20 protein-coding genes are annotated in these 20,411 nt (G+C 70.0%); 7 read left to right on the top strand and 13 right to left on the bottom strand.

The features are described from left to right. The first annotated feature begins 16 nt into the window (after positions 1–16). Positions 17–2,158 (top strand): HelD family protein, encoded by a 2,142-nt coding sequence (locus ACYVL2_RS01245; protein ID WP_460539353.1) that lies wholly within the window; start codon positions 17–19, stop codon positions 2,156–2,158. On the opposite strand, the gene ACYVL2_RS01240 is transcribed toward ACYVL2_RS01245, so the two are convergent. Further along, a complete protein-coding gene (locus tag ACYVL2_RS01240; protein ID WP_460539350.1) occupies positions 2,135–2,839 on the bottom strand; it encodes a hypothetical protein in 705 nt (234 codons plus the stop codon). The two genes, ACYVL2_RS01245 and ACYVL2_RS01240, sit on opposite strands and share 24 nt — an antisense overlap. A gap of 344 nt (positions 2,840–3,183) precedes the next feature. On the opposite strand from ACYVL2_RS01240, the gene ACYVL2_RS01235 reads away from it, so the two are divergent. Beyond that, on the top strand, positions 3,184–3,978 hold the full coding sequence (locus ACYVL2_RS01235) for an ArsR/SmtB family transcription factor (RefSeq protein ID WP_460539346.1): 795 nt from the start codon (positions 3,184–3,186) through the stop codon (positions 3,976–3,978). 157 nt (positions 3,979–4,135) lie between these two features. Here the strand turns inward: ACYVL2_RS01235 and ACYVL2_RS01230 are convergent, their stop codons facing one another. From ACYVL2_RS01230 to ACYVL2_RS01215, 4 genes are all read right to left on the bottom strand, one after another. Beyond that, positions 4,136–4,672, bottom strand: a complete 537-nt coding sequence (locus ACYVL2_RS01230; protein ID WP_460539344.1) for a hypothetical protein — start codon at positions 4,670–4,672, stop codon at positions 4,136–4,138. A 414-nt stretch (positions 4,673–5,086) separates the two neighbouring features. Continuing rightward, the gene (locus ACYVL2_RS01225; RefSeq protein WP_460539341.1) at positions 5,087–5,680 is read right to left on the bottom strand and encodes a histidine phosphatase family protein; all 594 of its coding nucleotides are present in this window, start codon (positions 5,678–5,680) and stop codon (positions 5,087–5,089) included. Positions 5,681–5,743: 63 nt separating this feature from the next. Then, complete coding sequence (egtD, locus tag ACYVL2_RS01220) at positions 5,744–6,736, bottom strand: L-histidine N(alpha)-methyltransferase (RefSeq protein ID WP_460539339.1); 993 nt, start codon at positions 6,734–6,736, stop codon at positions 5,744–5,746. A gap of 39 nt (positions 6,737–6,775) precedes the next feature. Continuing rightward, a complete protein-coding gene (locus ACYVL2_RS01215; protein WP_460539597.1) occupies positions 6,776–7,663 on the bottom strand; it encodes a carbohydrate kinase family protein in 888 nt (295 codons plus the stop codon). Positions 7,664–7,881: 218 nt separating this feature from the next. Here ACYVL2_RS01215 and ACYVL2_RS01210 point away from each other — a divergent pair, with 218 nt between their 5' ends. Beyond that, positions 7,882–8,424 (top strand): DUF4245 family protein, encoded by a 543-nt coding sequence (locus tag ACYVL2_RS01210; RefSeq protein ID WP_460539337.1) that lies wholly within the window; start codon positions 7,882–7,884, stop codon positions 8,422–8,424. 45 nt (positions 8,425–8,469) lie between these two features. On the opposite strand, the gene ACYVL2_RS01205 is transcribed toward ACYVL2_RS01210, so the two are convergent. Both ACYVL2_RS01205 and xseA read right to left on the bottom strand, forming a co-directional pair. Beyond that, positions 8,470–8,679, bottom strand: a complete 210-nt coding sequence (locus ACYVL2_RS01205) for an exodeoxyribonuclease VII small subunit (RefSeq protein ID WP_460539335.1) — start codon at positions 8,677–8,679, stop codon at positions 8,470–8,472. Further along, positions 8,679–9,917 carry an exodeoxyribonuclease VII large subunit gene (gene xseA / locus ACYVL2_RS01200; protein ID WP_460539333.1) on the bottom strand — a complete coding sequence of 413 codons (1,239 nt, stop codon included), beginning with the start codon at positions 9,915–9,917 and terminating at the stop codon, positions 8,679–8,681. The genes ACYVL2_RS01205 and xseA overlap by 1 nt, the downstream gene beginning before the upstream one ends. A 56-nt stretch (positions 9,918–9,973) precedes the next feature. On the opposite strand from xseA, the gene ACYVL2_RS01195 reads away from it, so the two are divergent. Beyond that, positions 9,974–10,936 carry a 4-hydroxy-3-methylbut-2-enyl diphosphate reductase gene (locus ACYVL2_RS01195; protein WP_460539331.1) on the top strand — a complete coding sequence of 321 codons (963 nt, stop codon included), beginning with the start codon at positions 9,974–9,976 and terminating at the stop codon, positions 10,934–10,936. Positions 10,937–10,942: 6 nt separating this feature from the next. Here ACYVL2_RS01195 and ACYVL2_RS01190 read toward each other — a convergent pair whose 3' ends face one another. Further along, positions 10,943–12,088: a DNA recombination protein RmuC gene (locus ACYVL2_RS01190; RefSeq protein WP_460539328.1), complete on the bottom strand. Its 1,146-nt coding sequence runs from the start codon at positions 12,086–12,088 to the stop codon at positions 10,943–10,945. 41 nt (positions 12,089–12,129) lie between these two features. On the opposite strand from ACYVL2_RS01190, the gene ACYVL2_RS01185 reads away from it, so the two are divergent. After that, a complete protein-coding gene (locus tag ACYVL2_RS01185) occupies positions 12,130–12,882 on the top strand; it encodes a hypothetical protein (RefSeq protein WP_460539326.1) in 753 nt (250 codons plus the stop codon). Positions 12,883–12,924: 42 nt separating this feature from the next. Here ACYVL2_RS01185 and ACYVL2_RS01180 read toward each other — a convergent pair whose 3' ends face one another. Both ACYVL2_RS01180 and ACYVL2_RS01175 read right to left on the bottom strand, forming a co-directional pair. Then, entirely contained in the window at positions 12,925–14,508 is a 1,584-nt protein-coding gene (locus ACYVL2_RS01180; RefSeq protein WP_460539595.1) for an N-acyl-D-amino-acid deacylase family protein, read from the bottom strand. 38 nt (positions 14,509–14,546) lie between these two features. Beyond that, positions 14,547–14,954, bottom strand: coding sequence for a RidA family protein (locus ACYVL2_RS01175; protein WP_460539323.1), 408 nt, complete (start codon positions 14,952–14,954; stop codon positions 14,547–14,549). A 34-nt stretch (positions 14,955–14,988) separates the two neighbouring features. Here ACYVL2_RS01175 and ACYVL2_RS01170 point away from each other — a divergent pair, with 34 nt between their 5' ends. Next, entirely contained in the window at positions 14,989–16,188 is a 1,200-nt protein-coding gene (locus ACYVL2_RS01170; RefSeq protein WP_460539321.1) for a type III PLP-dependent enzyme domain-containing protein, read from the top strand. Here ACYVL2_RS01170 and ACYVL2_RS01165 read toward each other — a convergent pair. Beyond that, complete coding sequence (locus tag ACYVL2_RS01165; RefSeq protein WP_460539318.1) at positions 16,185–16,586, bottom strand: (deoxy)nucleoside triphosphate pyrophosphohydrolase; 402 nt, start codon at positions 16,584–16,586, stop codon at positions 16,185–16,187. The two genes, ACYVL2_RS01170 and ACYVL2_RS01165, sit on opposite strands and share 4 nt — an antisense overlap. 450 nt (positions 16,587–17,036) lie before the next feature. Here ACYVL2_RS01165 and ACYVL2_RS01160 point away from each other — a divergent pair, with 450 nt between their 5' ends. Then, positions 17,037–17,375, top strand: a complete 339-nt coding sequence (locus ACYVL2_RS01160) for a 4a-hydroxytetrahydrobiopterin dehydratase (protein WP_460539316.1) — start codon at positions 17,037–17,039, stop codon at positions 17,373–17,375. 26 nt (positions 17,376–17,401) lie between these two features. Here ACYVL2_RS01160 and ACYVL2_RS01155 read toward each other — a convergent pair whose 3' ends face one another. Beyond that, positions 17,402–17,932: a hypothetical protein gene (locus ACYVL2_RS01155; protein WP_460539313.1), complete on the bottom strand. Its 531-nt coding sequence runs from the start codon at positions 17,930–17,932 to the stop codon at positions 17,402–17,404. A 383-nt stretch (positions 17,933–18,315) separates the two neighbouring features. Continuing rightward, positions 18,316–20,364 carry an endo-1,4-beta-xylanase gene (locus tag ACYVL2_RS01150; protein WP_460539311.1) on the bottom strand — a complete coding sequence of 683 codons (2,049 nt, stop codon included), beginning with the start codon at positions 20,362–20,364 and terminating at the stop codon, positions 18,316–18,318. Positions 20,365–20,411 lie beyond the last annotated feature (47 nt).

Genomic DNA, 20,411 nt, shown 5'->3' with positions numbered 1-20,411 from the left:
TCGAGCGAGGAGCGCTGTGTCCGAGAAACCAGACTCAGTCGGCGTCGAACACCCTCAAGACGTCGACACGTCCCACGCCGTACCCGCCCCCGACCCTCGCAACCCCCCCGAGCAGGAGATCGCGATCGAGCAGGAGTTCGTCGATCGGGTCTACGCCCGCGTCGAAGTCCTCCGCGCCGACGCCGAGAGCCACCGGCTGGCCGGCTACGCCCACCGGGACGCCACCGTCCCAGGCGCCCAGTACGAGCGCGACGTGTTCGTGTACCGCGCCGCCCGACGCATCGCCGACCTCGACTCACAGCATGAAGGACTCGTCTTCGGGCGACTCGACTTCGACGACGGCCGCGTCCGCCACATCGGCCGCCTCGGCGTGCGCGACGAGGAGTACCGGACGCTCCTGGTCGACTGGCGTGCCCCCGCGGCCGCGCCCTTCTACCGGGCCACCGCCGTCGACCGCCAAGAGGTCGCGCGCCGCCGCGTCATCCGCTCCTTCGGGCCGAACGTGGAGGAGATCAGCGACGACCTGCTGAACGAGGAGGCCGCCGACCGGCTCCCGGTCGTCGGCGACGGCGCGCTCATGGCGGCACTGGGGCGCAAGCGCACCGGGCGCATGCGCGACATCGTCGCGACGATCCAGTCCGAGCAGGACGCCGCCATCCGTGCCCCCGCCCGCGGCGCCACGCTCATCACCGGCGGACCCGGCACCGGCAAGACCGTGGTCGCGCTGCACCGGGCCGCCTATCTGCTGTACCAGGACCGCAGCAGGTACGAGGCCGCCGGCATCCTCGTGGTCGGCCCCTCTGCGGTCTTCATGCGCTACATCGGCCGGGTTCTGCCGAGCCTCGGTGAAGAGACCGCGGCGCTCTACTCACTCGGCGAGATGTATGCAGGAGTGGAGGCCACCCGCCAGGACCGCCCGAACGTGGCGGCCGTCAAGGGCGGCACGGTGATGCTGCCGATCCTCAGGCGCCTGGTCCGGCAGGCCCCGCCCGGAGCCCCCGACGAGCTGCGAATCACCTTCAAAGGCGAGGTGTTCCGGCTCGACGCCGACGAACTCGCCGAGGCGCGAGCGCGCGTGTTCGAGAAAGAGCCGCGCGCGAACCTGGCCAAGACCGAGGCCGGACGCGCCCTGCTGGTCGCCCTGTGGCGCAAGGTCAAGCCGGTGATCCCCGACGCCGAGCCGGCGAAGTTCTCCCGCGACGTCGGATCGCGCGGCGAATTCCTGACCTTCCTCGACCACTGGTGGCCCGACCTCGACCCGGCCGACGTCCTCGAATGGGCCGGAGACGTCACGCGGCTCTCAGCCGCCGCCCAAGGCCAGCTGAAGCAGTCCACGATCGAGGCCGTCGCCGAGTCGTTCCGGGAACCGGACTTCTCCATCCCGGACGTGGCGCTGCTCGACGAGCTCCGCATCATGCTCGGCGTCAGACCCGAAGCGCGCGACCGGGACCGGATCCGATCCTGGGGCGGCGTCGAAGAGGTCTCGACGACGCAGGACCGGTACTACGACCGCGGCCACCGGCAGCCGCGAGACGCGTTCTACGAGGACTACGCGCATGTCATCGTCGACGAGGCGCAGGACCTCTCGCCGATGCAGTGGCGCATGCTCGGGCGTCGCGGTCGCGCGGCGGGCTGGACGATCGTCGGCGACGAGGCGCAGTCGAGTTGGCCGCGCCCCAAGGAGAGCGCCGACGCCAGGCGCCGCGCCATCCCGCGCGGGCGCGTACACGAGTTCCACCTGACGAAGAACTACCGCAACTCCAAAGAGGTCTTCGAGTACGCGGCCGAATGGGCCGAGCCGCGCCTGCGGGTCATCGACTTGCCCGAAGCGGTGCGCGAGACCGGGGTGGCGGTGGAGGAGCAGTCGGTAGCGGCCGACGCGTTGCTGCCGGAGGTGGCCGGCGCCGTCGCGGCGGCGCTCGAGGCCGTCGAGGGGACGGTCGGCATCATCGCGCCCTACACGCGGCACGGCGAGTTGGCGGACGTGGTCCATGACGGCAGAGTCACCCTGGTGGGGCCGCTCGAGTCCAAGGGTCTCGAATGGGACGCGGTGATCGCGGCGGACTTCAACACGATCGCCGAACAGCACGGCGCCGGCGTCGCCTACGTGGTCCTCACCCGCGCCACGCAGCGCCTAACGCGCATCGATCTTGAATGACGCCGCCGGCCGCAGCCGTCGGTCCAAGGCCGCTATCGATCCCAGCCCCAGAAGCAGTGCGGCGGCCGGCAGCCACCACAGGTCCGGTTTGTCGAAGTCGTCGAGACTTCGCCAGTAGTGGTCGTGGCTGAACAGTTGGAGTTCTCGCGCCCAGTCTGGCGGCGTGATCTGCGTGATCTCGTCGCCGGGCTCGATCGGGGCCTTGGTGACGATCGATTCAGGATGATCCCGGTACGGTACGTAGTCGGTCGTTTGGAAACCGCGCAGTCGGCACGACCAGACCACACCGAAGCCCGGAAGCGTTCGCTCGCACCGTTCGACCTCAAGTACTTCGATCACCTTCGAGTTCCGCTCGCCCATTGGCGAGCCGAAGGCCGCCTGGGCCGCGAACGAGAACTGGACGAACGCGATCACGGCGACGATCGCGGCGGCGACGAGCGGCCTTCGTGAAGGCACCGGTTTCGCCCCCTGCCGAGCGGCGGGCATCGCGGGGAAGAGGATCCAGAGAACCCTCCAGAACGCAACGGCCCCGAACAATGTGAAGGCAACGGTTCCGAGGAATACGATCAGCTCGGCAAGAGGTTCCATTGGCTGCCGGTAACTCCAAGTCTCCTTGAGCGGCGTCCTCTCGGCGGTCGGACTTGACCATCCACCAGATGAAGAGGGCCGCGGCGATGACACCCGGACCCATGTGGACCACCAGGACGCCGATGAGGCTCGGCCCGCCCCAGTCGTTCTCGTACGTCGACGGGTCTGAGGCGTCGCGGGTGAACGGATCGATCATGGCGCGCACGACCAGGAATCCGCCGACGAGGAACGCCAGGCCCCAGAGCACCCGCTTCATAGTCGGGCCTGAAAGGGCGGGATGCAGGGGGGTACGTCCATGTTCTCGACCTCAAACGGGGGAGTGGTGCGGCTGTCGCGTTCGAGTCTAGGCCTTCTCGCGTCGCGGCGCGCGCTTGACATGCAGCCGCAAGGCTGCATAAGCTTCGGGCAGACGGACGGCTGCATATTCGAGGTGGAGCATGGACCTGGTGTTCAAGGCGCTGGCCGACCCCGTGCGCCGCGAGCTGCTCGACCGGTTGAACAACCGGAACGGCCAGACATTGCGGGAACTCTGTGATGGTCTGGCGATGGCCCGTCAATCGGTCAGCAAGCACCTGGCGGTCCTGGAGTCGGCCGAGCTGGTCGGCGTCGTCCGGCGCGGCCGCGAGAAGCGCCACTACCTCAATGCGGCGCCGATCAACGCGATCGCCGACCGCTGGATCAGTCGCTACGATCGCGAGCGGGTGCGCGCGCTCGCCGATCTGAAGACAGCATTGGAGTCCGATCCCATGGCCACCGACGACTTCGTCTACACGACCTACATCGACACCACGCCTGACCGGCTCTGGCAGGCGCTCATCGATCCGGCCTTCACCACCCGCTACTGGGGCGTCGCCTTCGTGACCGACTGGAAGGTCGGCTCCACGATGACCTGGGAGGAGGGCGGCGGTTCTACCAGTGACCCGGGACAGGTGGTCCTCGAATACGATCCGCCGCGGCGCCTGTCGTACACCTGGCACACCTTCACCCAGGAGTGGGCCGACGTTTCAGGGGTCGGGCAGGACACCCTCACCAAGATCGCCGCCGAGCCTCGTTCGAAGGTCACCTTCGAGCTCGAACCGGTCGCCGGGACCGTCAAGCTCACCGTGATCCACAGCGGCTTCGAGCCGGGGAGCACCGTCAGGGAGATGATCGCCGAGGGCTGGCCGCACCTCCTGTCGAATCTGAAGACGCTCATGGAGACGGGGGAGACGCTCACCGCCGTCCAGGAGTGATCGCGAACATTTCGCACGTGGATACCCGAGGCCGGTGATCGCCGTCGGCGTCTCCACGACCGGGAACGCCGTCGGCCTCCTGCTCACCCGACGCGCCCGCCACATCGGCCGGTGGCCGGCGTGGCGACTGGAGCATTCCGCCTCGATCTGGCACTTCTCAGCTGTCCCAGCGGCGCTGCCGCGGGATGAACTCCAGGGCCGGGAGGCTGCGATGGTCGAACCATCCCAGGTCCCACGACGGTGAGTTCCTGACCGGGAGGTGGGGCACGGCCGGCACCGGCTGCAGTGCGTACTCCACCGACATGACGCCGCGCGCGAGCTCTTCGGCGTCGAGGACCACGCTGCCGTTCCAGCCGTCCTCGGTGATGAGGACGCATCGGGTGGCCATGAGGCTCCCGGCGCTGATGACCGCGCGAGTCCCCAGCGCCAGGCACAGTTCGGTCGCCACGGCCAGCTCGCTGGCGTAGTCGCATTGCATGGCGAAGTCGATGCCGGCTTGGAGCTCGGTGTCGAACGCCGAGGCGGCGGCGACGCCGGACTGGATGATGACGTCCAGCTCGGGCCCGCTGTAGGTGTCGAGTTCGAAGTCGGCTCCGGCGAACACGGTCGAGGGGTGCAGACCCCATTGGTCGACGACGGCGGCCTTGAGCTCGGCCGGAGAGGTGGCGCTGTCGAAATTGATGAGGTAGTCCATGCTGCGTTCCTTGATTGATGCCGGATGACATCGGACGGCGCCGGGCACGCAGTGCCGCCTGGGTGTCGACGGGTGCGCGAGTCGATTCGGGCGCACGGCGTTGTGGCCCGGTGCGAGCGCCGGCTGTGGTGGGGCCGGCGACGGCGCGGGGGTTTCTGTTCGGTGATGTCGGCGGGAGCCGAGTGGCGGGCCCCGCCTGATGGGTTCGGACTCCCGTGGGTCTGAATCCGGAATCCGCAAGCGATTGCTCGGGTCGCCGACAATATTGACAGTTGAACTTTCAATCGTCAATGGGGATGTTGCGGCGACCTCCCGAGCAAGGATGAGATTCACTCGCCCGGCTGAGCGCGTGCCGAGCCGAGTACCGACCGGTTCACGTGCGCCTTCGAGCGGTGAACGCCGCGGCCCGGCGATTCAATCGGGATAGGCGACGGACGCGGTGAGATTCCAGCGGGCGACCGCATGGCGACCGTGTTCGTACCCGAGCGCGCCGACCGAAGCGGTGTCGAGCGTGAATTCACGACCGTCGACGGCCGGGCGGCCCAGCCAGCGCGCGGCGGCCACGCGCAGGCTGTGCCCGTGCGCGACCAGGGCGACGTCGCCTTCGCCGAGGCGTTCCTCCGCCTCGGCGAGGACTCTGTCGATGCGGGTCTCGACCTGCTCGGCCGTCTCTCCTTCGGGACCCTTGCCGCCGATGGTCCACACCGACCAGTCCGGGTCCGTCTCGTGGATCCGCTCGCTGGTCAGGCCCTCGTAGTCGCCGTACGCCCACTCGGCCAGCTCGGGCTTGACGTCGTCCACCTCGAGGCCGGCGATCTCGGCCGTGCGCAGTGCACGCTTGCGTGGGCTCGACCAGACGGCCGCGAACGACCAGGAGGCGAGCAGCGGCACGAGCGCGGTCGTCTGCGCGACGCCGTCGTCGGTGAGGTCGAGGTCGGTGGTGGAGGTGTGTTGCCCGGTGCGCGACCAGGTGGTCTCGCCGTGGCGGATCAGCACGATTTCTCCCATGCCGATCAGCCTAGGATTCGTGGCCGGTGCTCAGTGGCCGACCGGGGATATCGGTCGGCGCGTTCAGGTCGCGCGGGCGAGAAAGAGTCCGAAGCAGCCGCGTTCGTCGCTCCAGCGGTGCTCGGGTCTGAATCCGGCCGCGGAGAGTTCGGCTTCGAGTCCGGCGGGGTCGAACCTGGTCGAGATGCCGGTGTGGAGCTCCTCGCCCGCCGCGAAGTCGACCTCGAGGCCGATCGTGGGCAGGTGCACCGACATCGGTTCGAGCGCCCGCAGTCGCAGTTCGATCGTCGCCGTGTCGGCGTCCCAGGTCGCGACGTGCTCGAATCGGTCGAGTCGGAAGTCGGCGCCGAGCCGGTCGTTGAGCACCTGCAGTACGTTGCGGTTGAACGCCGCGGTGGCTCCGGCGGCGTCGTTGTAGGCGGCGAGGATCGTCTCCGGGTCTTTGATCAAGTCCGCGCCGACCATGAACCGGTCGCCGGGACGCAGGGCCTCTCGCAGGTCCTGGAGGAATCGACCGCGTTCCATGGTGTTGAAGTTGCCGAACGTGCCGCCGAGGAAGGCGACGAGGCGGGTGCGGTGCTCGTCGGGGAGCTGGTCGAGGTCGACGGTGAAGTCGCCGACGATGCCGCCGAATCGGATGCCGGGGTACTGGGCCGCGAGGCGGGAGAGGACGTCCTCGACGGTGGTCGCGTCGACGTCGAAGGGCCAGAACGATTCGAGGCGGTCGTCGCGGACGAGGGCGTCGAGCATGACTCGGATCTTCTCGGCCGCGCCGGCGCCGAGTTCGATGACCGAGACGCGTTCGGTCGCCGCCGTGCCGGTGACGGCTGCGGCGATGTCGTCGGCCCGGGAGGTGAGGATCTCGCGCTCGCACCGGGTCGGGTAGTACTCGGGGGTGCGCGTCAGCTCCGCGAACAGCGCCGCTCCGCGGCCGTCGTAGTGCAGCCGCATCGGCAGGTGCTTCGGGTCCGAGGTCAGGCCCCGCTTCGCGTCGAAACGCAACGCCGCGGCCAGGTCCTCATCGTCGAGGCACAGTCTCAGTTCCGGTTCCGACACATCGTGATCTTATGCCCGCATCGGCGGCCGGCAAGGGATCTACGGGGCGCCGGGAACGGAACAGGCCTGGGCGGCGACCTGTCCGGCGTAGCGCAGTGCCGCGGCGATCACCGTCCGGTTGCCCCAGGCGCCGAGGCGGTCGAGCCGCATCCAGCCCGCGGAAGTCAGCCAGCCGAGCAGTCCGGAGGTGAACGAGTCGCCCGCGCCGATGGTGTCGACGACCTGGACCTGCGTCGCCGCCATTTCGGTGACGTGCTTGCGGTGGAACGCGACCGACCCGGCGTCGCCGAGGGTCACGACGACGAGCTCGGCGCCGAGCTCCAGCCATTCGTACGCGACCTTGTCGACGTCGGTGTCGGGGTAGATCTGCGCCAGGTCGGTCTCGGAGACCCGAACCAGGTTCGAGAGCCCGACCAGGCGCTCGGTTCTGCGGCGGGCCTCGTCGGCGTCGCCGATGGCGCTGAGCCTGATGTTCGGGTCGAACGAGACCGGGACGGACTTGCGGGCGCGGTTGACCCAGTCCTCGATGGCCCGGGCGGCCGGCTGGATGTAGGCCGCGAGGGATCCGAAGTGGATGACGTCGACCTTCGAGGGCTCGGGGGTCGGCAGCGTCTTGCGGCTCCAGTCGAAGTCGGCCGTGCCGGTGGTCCAGAAGTCGAAGTCGGCCCGGCCCTCCTCGTCGACGACCGCCAGCGCGAGCGTCGAGGGCAGTTCGGTGCGTTCGAGGTAGTCGCGTTTGACGCCGGTCGCGACGTGCCGCCGCCACACCTGTCGGCCGAAGTGGTCGCCGCCCACTGCGCCCACCAGAGCGGTGGAGACCCCGCGTTTGGCCAGCGCGACGGCGATGTTGGCGGGCCCGCCGCCGCACGTGGGGCGCAGTTGCCCGCCCGGCGCGGGCACGAGGTCGATCACGTTCTCGCCTGCCACGAGAATCAACGGGGACTCCTTCCGGTCGGGGTCGGGCTTATGGAGTTTTCGTGCCGGATTGCGGCTCGGACTCGCCAAGGGGAGGGTATTGCAAGCGGATACGCGACCGTCCGGCGCGGCCTGTGGACAACGGCGAGGCGGGTGCGGGTGCGACGGCTGCGCCACCTGCGGGTGGGGTGCCGCGTGGCCGCTGCGGGGGGTCGTTCAACATGGTGGTCATGTCCAGCGATGACGTCAAGGTTACGGGCGCGCCGCAGCGTCGCCCCAAGCAGCGTCGCCTGCGCGACATGGCGCTTTCGATGGCGGTGCTGCTGGTGCCGTTGGCGCTCTTCTACGGGGCGTGGAACTGGGCCTCGGGCGACCGTGACGTCAGCGTCGTGAACCCCGCCGAGGATTACGCGGCCGCCGAGAGTCTGGGGCTGGTGGTGGTGCGCCCGGAGCTGTCGGAGGAGTGGAGGCCGATCTCGAGCGCGCTGGCGACGACCGAGGAGACGGTGACGCTGCGGACGGGCTGGTACTCGCCTGAGGGCGACGGCCTGCAGCTGGTGCAGACGACCGGTGAGCCGGAGGCGGTCGACGAGGCGTTCGCCGGGGCCGGGGAGTCGGTGGAGGCCGGTGGGATCGCGTGGGCCGTGTTCGACTTCGGCGACGGCGAGGGCTGGGTGGCCGAGGCCGCCGGTTCGACCGTGATCCTCACTGCCGAGCCGGACGGAGTCGATGAGCTGGGGGAGCTCGCCGAGGGAGTGGCGGCGAGTCTCTGACCGCGACGCCCATATCCTACAGGATATATCCTATATTATATAGGATTATGCTTCGGTGTCCGCTTCGCCGGCGGTGCGGGCCTCCAGGCGTTCGCGGGCGCCTTCGAGGTGGGACTGGCACAGGTCGGCCAGGGCCTCGCCCCGTTCCCACAGCCGCAGCGACTCCTCCAAGGTCGCGCCGCCGGCTTCGAGCCGTTCGACCGTGGCGACCAGTTCGGCGCGGGCTTCTTCGTAGGACAGCTTCTCGTCGCTCATCAGCTCTCTTCTTTCTCGGTGACCGTCGCCTGCAGGGCTCCGGCGGCCAGCCTGATTCGGAGGCGCTCGCCGGCGTCGGCGGCGTCGCGGAGGATGTCCCCGGTGTCCCGGTCGGCCACGATCGCATAGCCGCGGTCGAGTGTGGATTGCGGGGAGAGCGACCGCAGCCGCGCCCGCAGGTGCTCCTGGTCGTCGATCGATCGCTCGAGGCGGGACCGGACGCATGAGCGCATCCGGTGCGTGAGGTTCTCGACCGCCTCGGCTCGAGCCTCGAGCATGGTCTCGGGCCTGGCCAGGACCGGCCGCGCGCGCATCGCCTCCAGCGCGTCGCGCTCGCGGGTGAGCATGGCGTTCAGCGCCTGGCGCAGGCGCGTGAGGCTGATGTTGAGGCCGCGCTGCTCTTCGGCGAGGTCCGGGACGACCTTCTTGCCGGCCTCGGTGGGGGTGGAGGCGCGCCAGTCGGCGACGTAGTCGAGCAGCGGCGTGTCCGGTTCGTGGCCGATCGCCGAGATCACCGGGGTGGCGGTCTCGGCCACGGCCCGGCACAGCGTCTCGTCGGAGAACGGCAGCAGGTCCTCCATCGAGCCGCCGCCGCGGGCGACGATGATGACCTCCACGTCCGGGTCGGCGTCGAGTTCGGCCAGCGCCGCGCACACCTCGGTGACCGCGCGCGGGCCCTGGACGGCGACTTCGCGGACGTCGAAGTCCGCGGCCGGGAGCCTGGCGCGGGCGTTCTTGAGCACGTCGCGCATCGCGTCGGACCTGCGGCCGCAGATCAGGCCGATCCGGCGGGGCAGGAACGGCAGCGGTCGTTTGCGTTCGGCCGCGAAGAGGCCTTCGGCGGCCAGGAGCTTCTTGAGCCGCTCCAGTCGCGCCAGCAGCTCTCCGAGCCCGACCTGCCGGATCTCGCGCAGGTGCAGCGAGAGCGTCCCGTTCTTGTCCCACCACTGGGCCTGGGCGCGTACGACGACCTGTGCGCCGTCGTGCAGCGGCGGCTCGGCGGACGCGGCGGCGCCCGAGAAGTCCACGACCCGCATCGACACTTCGGCGGCGGTGTCGCGAAGCGTGAGGTAGACGGTGCGGCCGCGGCGGTTGATCTCGGTGATCTGGCCCTCGGTCCACACCTCGCCGAGGCGCGCGACCCAGTCGCCGATCTTCTTGGAGACCACCCTCAGCGGCCAGGGATTGTCGGCGCTCATGGGCGCGTCCGGTCCGGTGCGTGGCGCTGCGTCGGTCACGTCGCCAGACTAACCGCCACCTGTGACATCGCCGGGATCCCGGTTACCATCGACGCGTGGCTAACCCGAAGCGAGTGTTGCTGGCCAAGCCGCGCGGATACTGCGCGGGCGTGGACCGGGCAGTGGAGACCGTAGAGAAGGCACTGGAGCTCTACGGCGCTCCGGTGTACGTGCGCAAGGAGATCGTGCACAACCGCCACGTGGTCGAGACGCTCCAGGACCGCGGCGCGGTCTTCGTCGAGGAGAACGAGGAGGTGCCGCCGGACTCGGTGGTGGTCTTCTCGGCCCACGGCGTGGCCCCGGAGGTCCACGAGCAGGCCGCCGATCGGAACCTCAAGGCCATCGACGCGACCTGCCCGCTGGTGACGAAGGTCCACAACGAGGCCCGCCGCTTCGCGCGCGAGGACTACGACATCCTGCTCATCGGCCACGACGGCCACGAAGAGGTCATCGGCACCTCGGGCGAGGCGCCCGAGCACATCCAGCTCGTCGACGGCCCCGACTCGGCCGAGGACGTTCGGGTTCGCGACCCCGAGAAGGTCGTGTGGCTGTCGCAGACGACGCTGTCGGTCGACGAGACCATGGAGACGGTCGACCGCCTCAAGAAGCGGCTGCCGATGCTGCAGGACCCGCCGAGCGACGACATCTGCTACGCGACCCAGAACCGCCAGCAGGTCATCAAGGACATCGCCGCCGACTGCGACGTGGTGATCGTGGTCGGGTCCCAGAACTCGTCGAACTCCAAGCGCCTGGTGGAGGTCGCCGTCCAGCACGGCGCCCGCGCCGGGCACCTGATCGACTTCGCCCACGAGATCCAGGAGTCCTGGCTGGACGGCGCGGACACGGTCGGCGTCTCGTCGGGAGCCTCGGTGCCGGACAACCTCGTCGAGGACGTCCTCAAGCACCTGGCCGAGCGCGGCTTCGCCGACGTCCAAGAGGTCGAGCCGGTGGTCGAGAAGATCACCTTCCAGCTGCCGCGCGAACTGGTCCGCGACATGCGGGCCGCCGGCGTCGAATAGCGCCCTTCAGCGCTCGCCCGCGGCCTCCCGCTCGGTGTCCCACGTCGGTCTCCGCGCCGGCGTGACCACCGGCGCGATCGGCTCGGGCTCGTCGGAGGCCACCTCCAGTTCGTTGAACCGCCGCGCGGTCACCAGCAGCCGCGACTCCACGCTCGCCACGGCGGCGTTGTAGGACCCGACCGCAGCCTCCAGCGACGTCCCCAGCTTGGCGAAGTGCGACGCCACCGTTCCCAGCCGCTCGTGCAGCTCGCGGCCGAGCTTGTGGACCTCCTTGGCGTGCCGGGCCAGCGCCTCCTGCCGCCAGGTGTGGGCGACGGTCCGCAGCAGCACCATCAGCGTCGCAGGAGAGGTGACGACCACGCCGCGGGAGAATGCGTCCTCCAGCAGCACCGGATCGCTGCGCAGCGCCCCGTCGAGGAAGGCGTCGGCGGGGACGAACAGCACCACCATCTCGGGCGTGTCCTCGAAGGCCCGCCAGTACTCCTTGGCCGCCAAGGACTCCACATGCCGCCGCAGCTGCTTGGCGTGAGTGCGCAGCGACCGCTCGCGCTCGTCCTCGTCGTCGGCCTCGAGCGCCTGCAGGTAGGCCTGGAGCGGCGCCTTGGCGTCGACCACGATCGTCCGGCCGCCCGACAGCCGCACCACCATGTCCGGCCGCACCGCCTTGCCGTCGACCGAGCCGGTCTGCTGCTGCGAGAAGTCGCAGTGCTCGACCATCCCGGCCGCCTCCACGATGCGCCGCAGCTGCACCTCGCCCCACTGGCCCCGCACTTGCGGCGAACGCAGCGCGGTGAGCAGCCGCCCGGTCTGATCGCGCAGCGCCTCGGAGATGTCGGCGACACCCGAGAGCTGGATCCGCAACTGCGCGTAGGCGTCCAGGCGGGCCCGCTCGACGTCGCCGAGCCGGTTCTCATAGCGCGCCAAGGTGTCCGCCAGCGGCGCGAGCACTTCTCCGACGGCTTGTCGCGAGTGGTCGGTGGCCTCGTAGGCGACCGATTTGAGCGTGGCCTCCAGCCGCTGCTCGTTGTCGGAGGCCGCCTCGAGGCGGGCGGTCGCCGCCGCCAGTTCCGCGGCCTGCTTGGAGCGGCCGGCGAACCAGCCGCCGACACCGCCGGCGGCCAGGCACACCGCCGCCAATAGGACCCAGGTCATAGCGGCCAGTCTAAGGCTCCGCACCCGGGTAGGCTCGCCTCATGGAACTGTGGTTGACCTTGCTAGTGATCGCGATCCTGGTCATCGGCGTCGTTGTCTACTCGAACAAGCGGCGCGCCGAGCGCGAGCTGGCCGACGCCGAGGCCGAGGCGAGGCGCCTCTACGAGCGACTCGGCGGCCAGACCATGAACCTCTCCGCCCCCGGCGACAATCCCGCTGCCGGGCAGGCGCTCGCCGACGCGGGCGAACGCTACACCGCGGCCGGATCGCAGCTGGAGTCGGCCGCGACCGTCCGGCAGTACCGGCTGGTCGCCGAGACGGCCGTCGAAGGGCTGCACTACGTCCGCGCCGCCCGCGAGGCCATGGACATCGACCCCGGCCCGGACGTGCCGCTCCTGCCGGGCCAGGCCCGCGCCGGGGCGCTCAAGGAGCCGGTCTCCGCGGAGGTCGAGGGCCGCAGCTACACCGGCTCGCCCCGCCCCGACGAGGAGAACCGTCACTACTATCCCGGCGGCAATGTGGACGGACGTCCGGTGCCGGCCGGTTGGTACAACACGCCGTGGTGGAAGCCGGCCTTGGCCGGCGTCGGCGGTGCGCTGGTGGGCATGATGATCTTCGACGCGATGCTGGCTCCGGCCTACGCCGGCGGCATGGTCGAGGGCGGCTACGGCGACACCGGCGGTGACGCGGGCGCCGACGCCGGCGGCACCGAGGCCGGCATGGAGGACTCCGGTGACATGGGCGGGGACTTCGGGGGCGACCTCGGCGGCGACTTCGGCGGCTTCGACATCTGACCGGCGGAGCGGTCGGCGATATCGATCCTTCGTCTCAGACGGTCACCGGCGGCGCACCGAGCGGCCCGCCAGAGCGTCGGTGCGGCGGCCGCCCTCGATCGCCAGGCGGCCGTTGACCAGGACGTAGGGCATCCCGGCGGCCTGGCGCCTCGGCTCGGCGAACGTCGCGGTGTCCTCGACCGTCTCGGGGTCGAACAGCACCAGGTCGGCGGCCTTGCCGGGGGCGACCGTGCCCCGATCGGACAGTCCGAGCCGGGCGGCCGGGCGGCCGGTGAGGTGGTTGACGATCTCCTCCAAAGAGAACAGTCCGAGTTCGCGGCAGTAGTGGCCGAGGTAGCGGGCGAAGCTGCCCCACGCCCGCGGATGGATCCGCTCGCCGTGCAGGACGCCGTCGGTGGACCCGGTGTGCGTGCGGTGCCGCATGATCAGGCGGACGTTGTCCTCGTCGCCGACGTGCATCAGGCAACTCGCGCCGAAGTCGTCGGCGGTGAGCACGTCGAGGTAGAACTCGGCCGGAGGGGACGCGGCCTCGCCGGCCGCCTCGGCCACGGTCTTGCCGACCAGGTCGCGCAGGCCGGGCCGGGCGACGCCGGCGATCTCGATGCGCCGCCAGTCGACCGGGACGCCGTTGGCGCCGTCGGTGCCGACCTCGTCGAGCTCGTGGACGATCCGGGCGCGGGTCGCGGGGTCGGCCAGCCGCTCGGACAGCGCACCGTAGCCGCCCTCGACCGACCAGCTCGGCAGCAGCGCGGCGAGCATCGTCATGCCCGGCAGGTACGGGTAGGTGTCCAGTCCGATGTCGAGGCCCTCGGCCAGGCCCTCGTCGACGAGCTTCAGCAGCTCGCTCGCGCGCCCGGCGTTGACGTCGAAGTTCATGGTGGCGTGGGCCAGATGCAGCGCGCAGCCCGAGGCGCGGCTGATCTCGATCATCTCCGCGTAGCCCTCGAGCGCGCCGGCGCCGTAACTGCGCTGGTGCGGACTGAAGTAGCCGCCGTACCGGGCGACCACTTCGCACAGTGCGACCAGTTCGGCGGTGTCGGCGTACATGCCGGGGGTGTAGCTCAGCCCGGCGGAGAGACCGACCGCGCCCTCTTCGAGTCCGGCCGCGACGGCCGCGCGCATCGCGTCGAGCTCATCGGCGGTCGGCGGCCGGTCGTCCCAGCCCATCGCCAGCATCCGGACCGTGCCGTGGGGCACGAGATAGGCGACGTTGGTCGGAGTGCCGCGGTCGACGCGGTCGAGGTAGTCGCCGACGCCGCGCCACGAGAACTCCAGGCCCTCGGGCCGCCCGTTCCAGGCGGCGATGGCGTCCCAGATCTGCGGCGCCGTCGTCTCGTCGACCGGGGCGTAGCTGAGGCCGTCCTGGCCGAGGACCTCGAGCGTGCAGCCCTGGCCGAGCTTGGCCAGGTGCTCGGAGTCGGTCAGGACGGCGAGCTCGGAATGGGCGTGCATGTCGATGAACCCGGGCGCGCACACCAGGCCGCCGGCGTCGATCACCCGGTCGGCGTCGAGCCGTTCGCCGTCGGCCACGACGGCGATCCTGCCGTCCGCGACAGCCACGTCGGCCCGGAACCGGGCCGCTCCGGTGCCGTCGACCACCTCGGCGCCGCGGATGACGACGTCCAGTTCAGCCATGCCTCGTCCCTCTTGCTCGGCGGATCAGCTCATGCAACGCTCGCCAGCGCGTCGATCTCCACCAGCATTTCCTCGCGCGGAAGGGTGCAGACGACGGTGGTGCGGCACGGCAACGGTATCCCCTCGCCGGTGCGGGCGGCGACGAACTCGGCGTAGGCCTCGTTCATGGCCGCGAAGTCGCCGCGGTCGGCGAGGTAGACGCGGAGCATGATCACGTCGTCGAGGCTCGCGCCGCCGGCGGTGAGGATCGCTTCGACGTTCTCCAGGGTGCGGACGGTCTGGGCCCGTACGTCGCCGAGGTGGACGTAAGCGCCGGTCGCCGGGTCGACCGGGCCTTGGCCGGAGACCTGGAGGAGGGGTCCTTTGCGGACGCCTTGGGGGAAGGCGTGGGCGGGTGCGGGGGCGGCGGGGGTCTGGATCGCGGTCTTCGCTGTCATATAGTTAATATACCTTCATATTTAGGAGCGACCGATGGACGCACGACGGCTCCGCACCTTGCGCGAGGAGACACTGGACTGGCGCTTCAAGGCCGCGCCGACCGCCGCACACGGCAAGAGCCTCGACGAATGGCTCGACGCCGACCCGCACGAAGCGGACCTCGACACACCCGTCGTGACGCTCTCGGCCGAAGCGCTCGACCACAACGCGACCGCCATGGCCGCCTGGTGCCGCGAGGCCGGCCTGGCGCTCGCCCCGCACGGCAAGGCCACCATGGCGCCGCAGCTGTGGCGGCGCCAGCTCGAGGCCGGGGCCGTGGGGATCACCGTGGCGAACCTGCCGCAGGCGCGCGTCGCGCGGGCCTGCGGAGTCGAGCGGGTCATCGTCGCCAACGAGATCGCCGGCCGCGCCGCCGCGACGTGGCTGTCCGAGTGGGCCGCCGAAGGCGCCAGGATCACCGTCTTCGCCGACTCGGTCGACGTCGTCGAAATCCTCGCGCGAGCGGCGACGGCGCCGGTCGAGGTCGCCGTGGAACTCGGCGTGCCCGGCGGCAGGGCGGGAGCGCGCGGCGAAACGGAGGCGCTGGCGGTCGCCGAGGCGGTCCGCGCCGCGCCGAACCTGCTCCTGGCCGGCGTGGCCGGCTACGAAGGCGCCGTGACCGGCCGGACCGACCCGGCCTCGCTCGAGGCCGTCGACGACTACCTCCGCGGCATGGCGGCACTGTTCGGGGCCTTGGAATTCGATGTGGAACGGCCCGTGCTCACCGCCGGGGGCAGCGCCTACTACGACCGCGTCGCCGCCGTCCTCGCGCCGCTGTCGGCGCACGCCGAGGTGGTCCTGCGCGCCGGCTCGTACCTGATCCACGACCACGGCTTCTACGCCCGCATCGCGCCTTTCCGCAGGGGAGGCTCGGGCCCGGAGCTGCGGCCGGCCCTCACCGCCCGGGCGAGGGTGCTCTCGCGTCCCGAGCCGTCGCTGGCGATCCTCGACGCCGGGCGGCGGGACGTCCCGTTCGACCAGGACCTGCCGGTGCCGCTGCACCTGCCGGAGGCCTCCTGCTCCCAGATCAGCGACCAGCACCTGTTCCTCACCGGCCGCGTCGGCGGCCTCGCCGTGGGAGCGACGGTGGAGCTGGGTCTGTCGCACCCGTGCACGTCGTTCGACAAATGGTCCCTCATCCCGGTGGTCGATCGGGACGGGCGGATCACCGACGCGGTCAGGACGTTCTTCTAGGAGCCGTCGGCGAGTCGTTCGCGGAGCGTCTCGAGCGCCGGCCGGTTGCCGGGCAGCCACGGCACATCATCGAGCTCGGCCGCCGAGAGCCAGCGCAGATCGCGGTGCTCGATCGCCTCGGGTTCGCCGCCGCGCAGGGCGGCCTCGTAGACGCGCACCACGAAGCGTCCGCCGCCGGTGACCAGGTCGCCGCAGACGCGCTCGCCGATCTCGACCTCGACGCCGAGCTCCTCGCGGCACTCGCGCCGCAGGGCCTGGGCGTCGGTCTCGTCGGGTTCGACCTTGCCGCCGGGGAACTCCCAGAGGCCGGCGAGCTCGGGCGGGTAGGCGCGGGCGGCCGCGAGGACCTTGTCGCCCGCGCAGATGGCCGCGGCGACGACGACTCGAGGTTGGTTCACGGCGGGAGTGTATCCGTGGTCGGCGTCCCGATACCACACCGAAGTCGCGCGAATGTAACGGTGAGTGCCGGTTTGGGGGCGATGTGACGGTCTGGAGCCTGGGAAAATGCTCAGTGGTTGTCGCCCGAACGGACGATATCGACCGGCACTTACGGTCAGGAATCGCTGCCGACGGCACGAAACCAGACAAGAACTGAGCCAATAATTCCGAAATATCCGAAATGTCGCCTATGCGGGCCTGGACAGAAGCTGAGCGAGGGGGAACACTCGGTTCAGAAATGATAAAGATACGGCGACAATTCAGACACGACCGCCCCTCGTGACCGTCGCCGTCGAGTCAGGACCAACCTTACTGATAGGACGTGGCCTGGTCACACCAGGGTGACACGAGCCCACGTCCGACACAGATGGCGACGGTGCCATATGGGGAGAACGGAGCAAGACGACAACGTGTTGCTGGACGCACTCAGGGAGCTCAACGGCTGGGTCGCGGACGACGACCGCCTCACGCGGACGTTGCCGCTCGACGAATCCCAGCACGCCGAGCTCGCCGAACAGATCAAGATCTTCGCCGACACGCTCGGCGTCCATCCGGATGTCAGCAGGGCGGATGAGGCCACGCAGATCGTTCTGACCCGCGACGGCGGGTTCAGCCTCACCGACGTCACCTTCGCCGGCCGGGTCGAGAGCGCCTACATCACGATCGCGGGCCACCTCGCCGCCAGAGAGGACCCCCACCTGTCCAAGAGCCGCCTTCCGCGCTGGCTCAAGCGAGGGCAGGGGGACTAGGCCCACCGCATTACGGCCGCATCGGGTCAGCTCCCGGTGTCGGCCGCGGCCTCCGCGCTCGGCCGGCTCAGCGCCGGCACTGCGGCGAACACGAGCAGGCCGACGCCGGCCAGCACCGCCGCCGCCGAAGGCGCCCATGCCGCTCCCGCGCCGAGCCGGAGCGCTCCGGCCACGATCGCGAGCACCATCATCGCCGCCCCCAGCTCCCCGAAGCGTCCGAAGCCGAACACGCGGGCCGGGAGGAAGTGGGCGCCGACCACGAACACCACCCACAGCACCACCAGGTCGGGCCGGTCCAGTACCCGGACGAGCACCTGCGCGCCGACCGGAATCGCCACGGCCTCGGCGCCGACGGCGATCCAGTAGCCCAGGTACGAGCCCGACCAGCGCACGCCGTCGGACCCGCTTCGGATCAAGCCGAACCACACGGCCGCGGCGACCAGCCCGGCGCCCGCCACGCGGGCGGCCACGTCCCAGGGGTCGGGGAGGCCGCCGGCGTTGAGGAACACGAACACGGTGCCGAAGACGATGCCGACGGCGGCGAAAATGCGGGACATGCCAAGGGTCTCCTGTCGGGGGACTTGGGCCTTCGACGTCGAGCGGCGTCGGCTCGGGGCTCACAGTGTCAAGCGGGATTACGCTTCGTATCGTACCTTTGGAGACGTTTCCAAGCGGTTCGTCGTGCTCGCGGCCCCAGCGCAGCGCTTCGAGCAGTTCGAATGGCCCCTAACGCCATAGCGCATCCGGCGCAGACGTCGACGGGTCCTGACCCGTCGATGGACTCAGCCGCGATGGTCCTCGAATTCCCAAGATCCGAGGCGACCGACTGGCTCTTGAGGACGGGGCGAACGAGCACTCGTCGACCCTGCCCGCGGGGAGGCCGTGGTGCTCCTGCTGCTCGTGCCGGCCACGCCGGCACGAGCAGCAGGCAGCAGGTTTGTCAGCCGCACGTGCTCTCAGTGTCGGGGCCGACCTCGACGTCCACTCTGCCGTTGCCGGGAGCGAACGTGACGCACCGGTCCTGTTCGGCGGTGCCGAAGGAGTCGACAGTGCGGTAGGTGAGGGTCTGCCGGTCCGAGCGCTTGAGCACGAACGGCTCGGTGTAGGTGACCCAGTCGCCGTCGTCGAGCCGGTACTCGGTGCGCGCGGTGGTGGCCGGGTCCGTGGCCTCGCCGGACAGCGAGACGGTCACCCAGTTGTTGCCTTGGTAGTGCAGCGTCGTCTTCGGCGCCTCGGGGATACCCTCCGGCCAGTTCACGAGGAGCTGCTCACCGTCACCGCTCACCCTCTCCACCGTGATGCCGTTGATCGAGAAGGCGTTGCCTCCCCCGCCGCCGCGGATGGCGATGTTGCCGACGAGGGCGTCGGCCGGCTGGGTCCCGTCGAGGGTGATCTCCGTGACCAGGTCGTACGTGCCCATGTTGACCATGCCGCTGTTGAAGTACGCGGGGACGAACGTGGCCACCTCGTCGGCCCCGTACTGGTGGTCGTTGACCACCGCTCCGTCGCCGCTCGTGTAACCGCCGTTGGTGTTGTCCTTGATCCACCGGACGCGGATCGCCGTCGTGCCCTTGGGGGTGTAGTTCACGGTGAAGCGGTAGGTCTCCCCCGGTTCGGGGCGGAAGGCGACCTCGCCGCCGTCGGTGGTGGACCACGGCCAGACCGAGGCGTCGTCGCCCAGGACGATGTTGGCGCCGCTCCAGGAGTCGCCCTTCGAGGTGTCGAAGACGTGGACGCCCGGGACCGATGCGGGCTCCTCTCCTCCGGGGGTCTCGATGTAGTCGTGCGTGGCGAGGAATTCCGCGGGGTACAGGATGCCCAGCAGCGCGTCCTTGGCGTTGCCGTCGTAGTCGTAGGGCATGGCGAACTCGCCGCCCTTCCATCCGGTGCGAACGTCGCGGACGCCGGCCAGCTTCACGGCGGTGATCACGTGCGGGTTGCTCGTCGTGTTGGCCGGGCCGTCCGCGTGGTCGCGGTAGACCTGAAACAGCTCGGCGTACTTCATGCCCTGGTTGTTCTCGTTCTCGGGCGTCAGGGTGCCGGGCGGGAGGGCGATGTCCATCTCGGTGACGTTGACCTCCACGTTGCCCAGCGATGCGAAGAGCTTGATGTTGCTCTCGACGGCTGCGACATCGGTGTCGAGGTTGTAGTGGCCTTGCATGCCGATCACCTCGATCAGCGGCTTGCCGTTCGGGCGGACGCCTTCGTAGCGCTCGTTGATGTCCTTCACCATCTCGTAGACCACGCGCGCCTTCTCAGGGGAGTCCAGCCCGAAGTCGTTGTAGGTGAGCTGCACGTCCCAGCCGTTGGCGTCGACCACCTCCGCGGCCTTCAGGAACGCGAGCTCCACCCAGTCGGAGCCGAGCGCCTGGTACCAGCCCTCGCCTTTGGCCAGTGAAGCGCGCCAGTCGGCCGGGTCCGCGGTGCCCACGGCCTCGTTCACGACGTCGATCGCCACGAGCTCGCCGCCGTAGCGCCCGAGGACGCCTTCGATGTGGGCGTTCATGTTGTCGAGCGCCACGTCGTGATCGAACGTGCCCGGCTGGTCGTAGCGGGCCGGGGGCGCGTCCCACATCCAGGTGGGCGTCTGGGAGTGCCATGTGAGGGTGTGCCCGTAGAACTTCAGGTCGGGGTTGCGCTCCGCGTACCTGGCCATTGCCGCGTCCGCCGCGTCGAACGTGAACTCGCCCTTGACCGCCTGGGTGCTTTCGGGTTTCATCTCATTGCCCGGGGTGTAGGACGCGTAGTTGTAGATCAGGCCGTCGATCTCGCCGGCCCCGAAGATGCCGAAGGAGAAGTAGTCCTGATAGGCCTCTTTCAGCGGTGTGTAGTGCTCGAACGTCTGCCCGGTGGGTGGCAGGTCCGCCGCGGCCGCGGGATGCGCGGCGGTCAGGGCGGTGACCGTCATCAGGCCGGCGAGCGCGGACGCGGCGACGCCGCGGGCCGCCTGCCGGGCTCGCCGGGTGCTTCGCCGGAGAGGTGTGAGCATGGTCATACGGCTCCTCAGATGAGGGCTCGCGCGCTGCACGTGCCTTG

This window comes from Glycomyces halotolerans (assembly GCF_054779575.1).
Note: the sequence above shows the minus strand (reverse complement) of the source record. Positions and strands in the feature narration are given on the sequence as shown.

What these genes read in the sequence shown, in the direction of transcription:
- ACYVL2_RS01235 (WP_460539346.1), top strand. Translation starts at nt 3,184, where the DNA reads ATGGACCTGGTGTTCAAGGCGCTGGCCGACCCCGTGCGCCGCGAGCTG.
- ACYVL2_RS01230 (WP_460539344.1), bottom strand. Translation starts at nt 4,672, where the DNA reads ATGGACTACCTCATCAATTTCGACAGCGCCACCTCTCCGGCCGAGCTC.
- ACYVL2_RS01225 (WP_460539341.1), bottom strand. Translation starts at nt 5,680, where the DNA reads ATGGGAGAAATCGTGCTGATCCGCCACGGCGAGACCACCTGGTCGCGC.
- ACYVL2_RS01210 (WP_460539337.1), top strand. Translation starts at nt 7,882, where the DNA reads ATGTCCAGCGATGACGTCAAGGTTACGGGCGCGCCGCAGCGTCGCCCC.
- ACYVL2_RS01205 (WP_460539335.1), bottom strand. Translation starts at nt 8,679, where the DNA reads ATGAGCGACGAGAAGCTGTCCTACGAAGAAGCCCGCGCCGAACTGGTC.
- ACYVL2_RS01190 (WP_460539328.1), bottom strand. Translation starts at nt 12,088, where the DNA reads ATGACCTGGGTCCTATTGGCGGCGGTGTGCCTGGCCGCCGGCGGTGTC.
- ACYVL2_RS01185 (WP_460539326.1), top strand. Translation starts at nt 12,130, where the DNA reads ATGGAACTGTGGTTGACCTTGCTAGTGATCGCGATCCTGGTCATCGGC.
- ACYVL2_RS01175 (WP_460539323.1), bottom strand. Translation starts at nt 14,954, where the DNA reads ATGACAGCGAAGACCGCGATCCAGACCCCCGCCGCCCCCGCACCCGCC.
- ACYVL2_RS01170 (WP_460539321.1), top strand. Translation starts at nt 14,989, where the DNA reads ATGGACGCACGACGGCTCCGCACCTTGCGCGAGGAGACACTGGACTGG.
- ACYVL2_RS01155 (WP_460539313.1), bottom strand. Translation starts at nt 17,932, where the DNA reads ATGTCCCGCATTTTCGCCGCCGTCGGCATCGTCTTCGGCACCGTGTTC.
- ACYVL2_RS01150 (WP_460539311.1), bottom strand. Translation starts at nt 20,364, where the DNA reads ATGCTCACACCTCTCCGGCGAAGCACCCGGCGAGCCCGGCAGGCGGCC.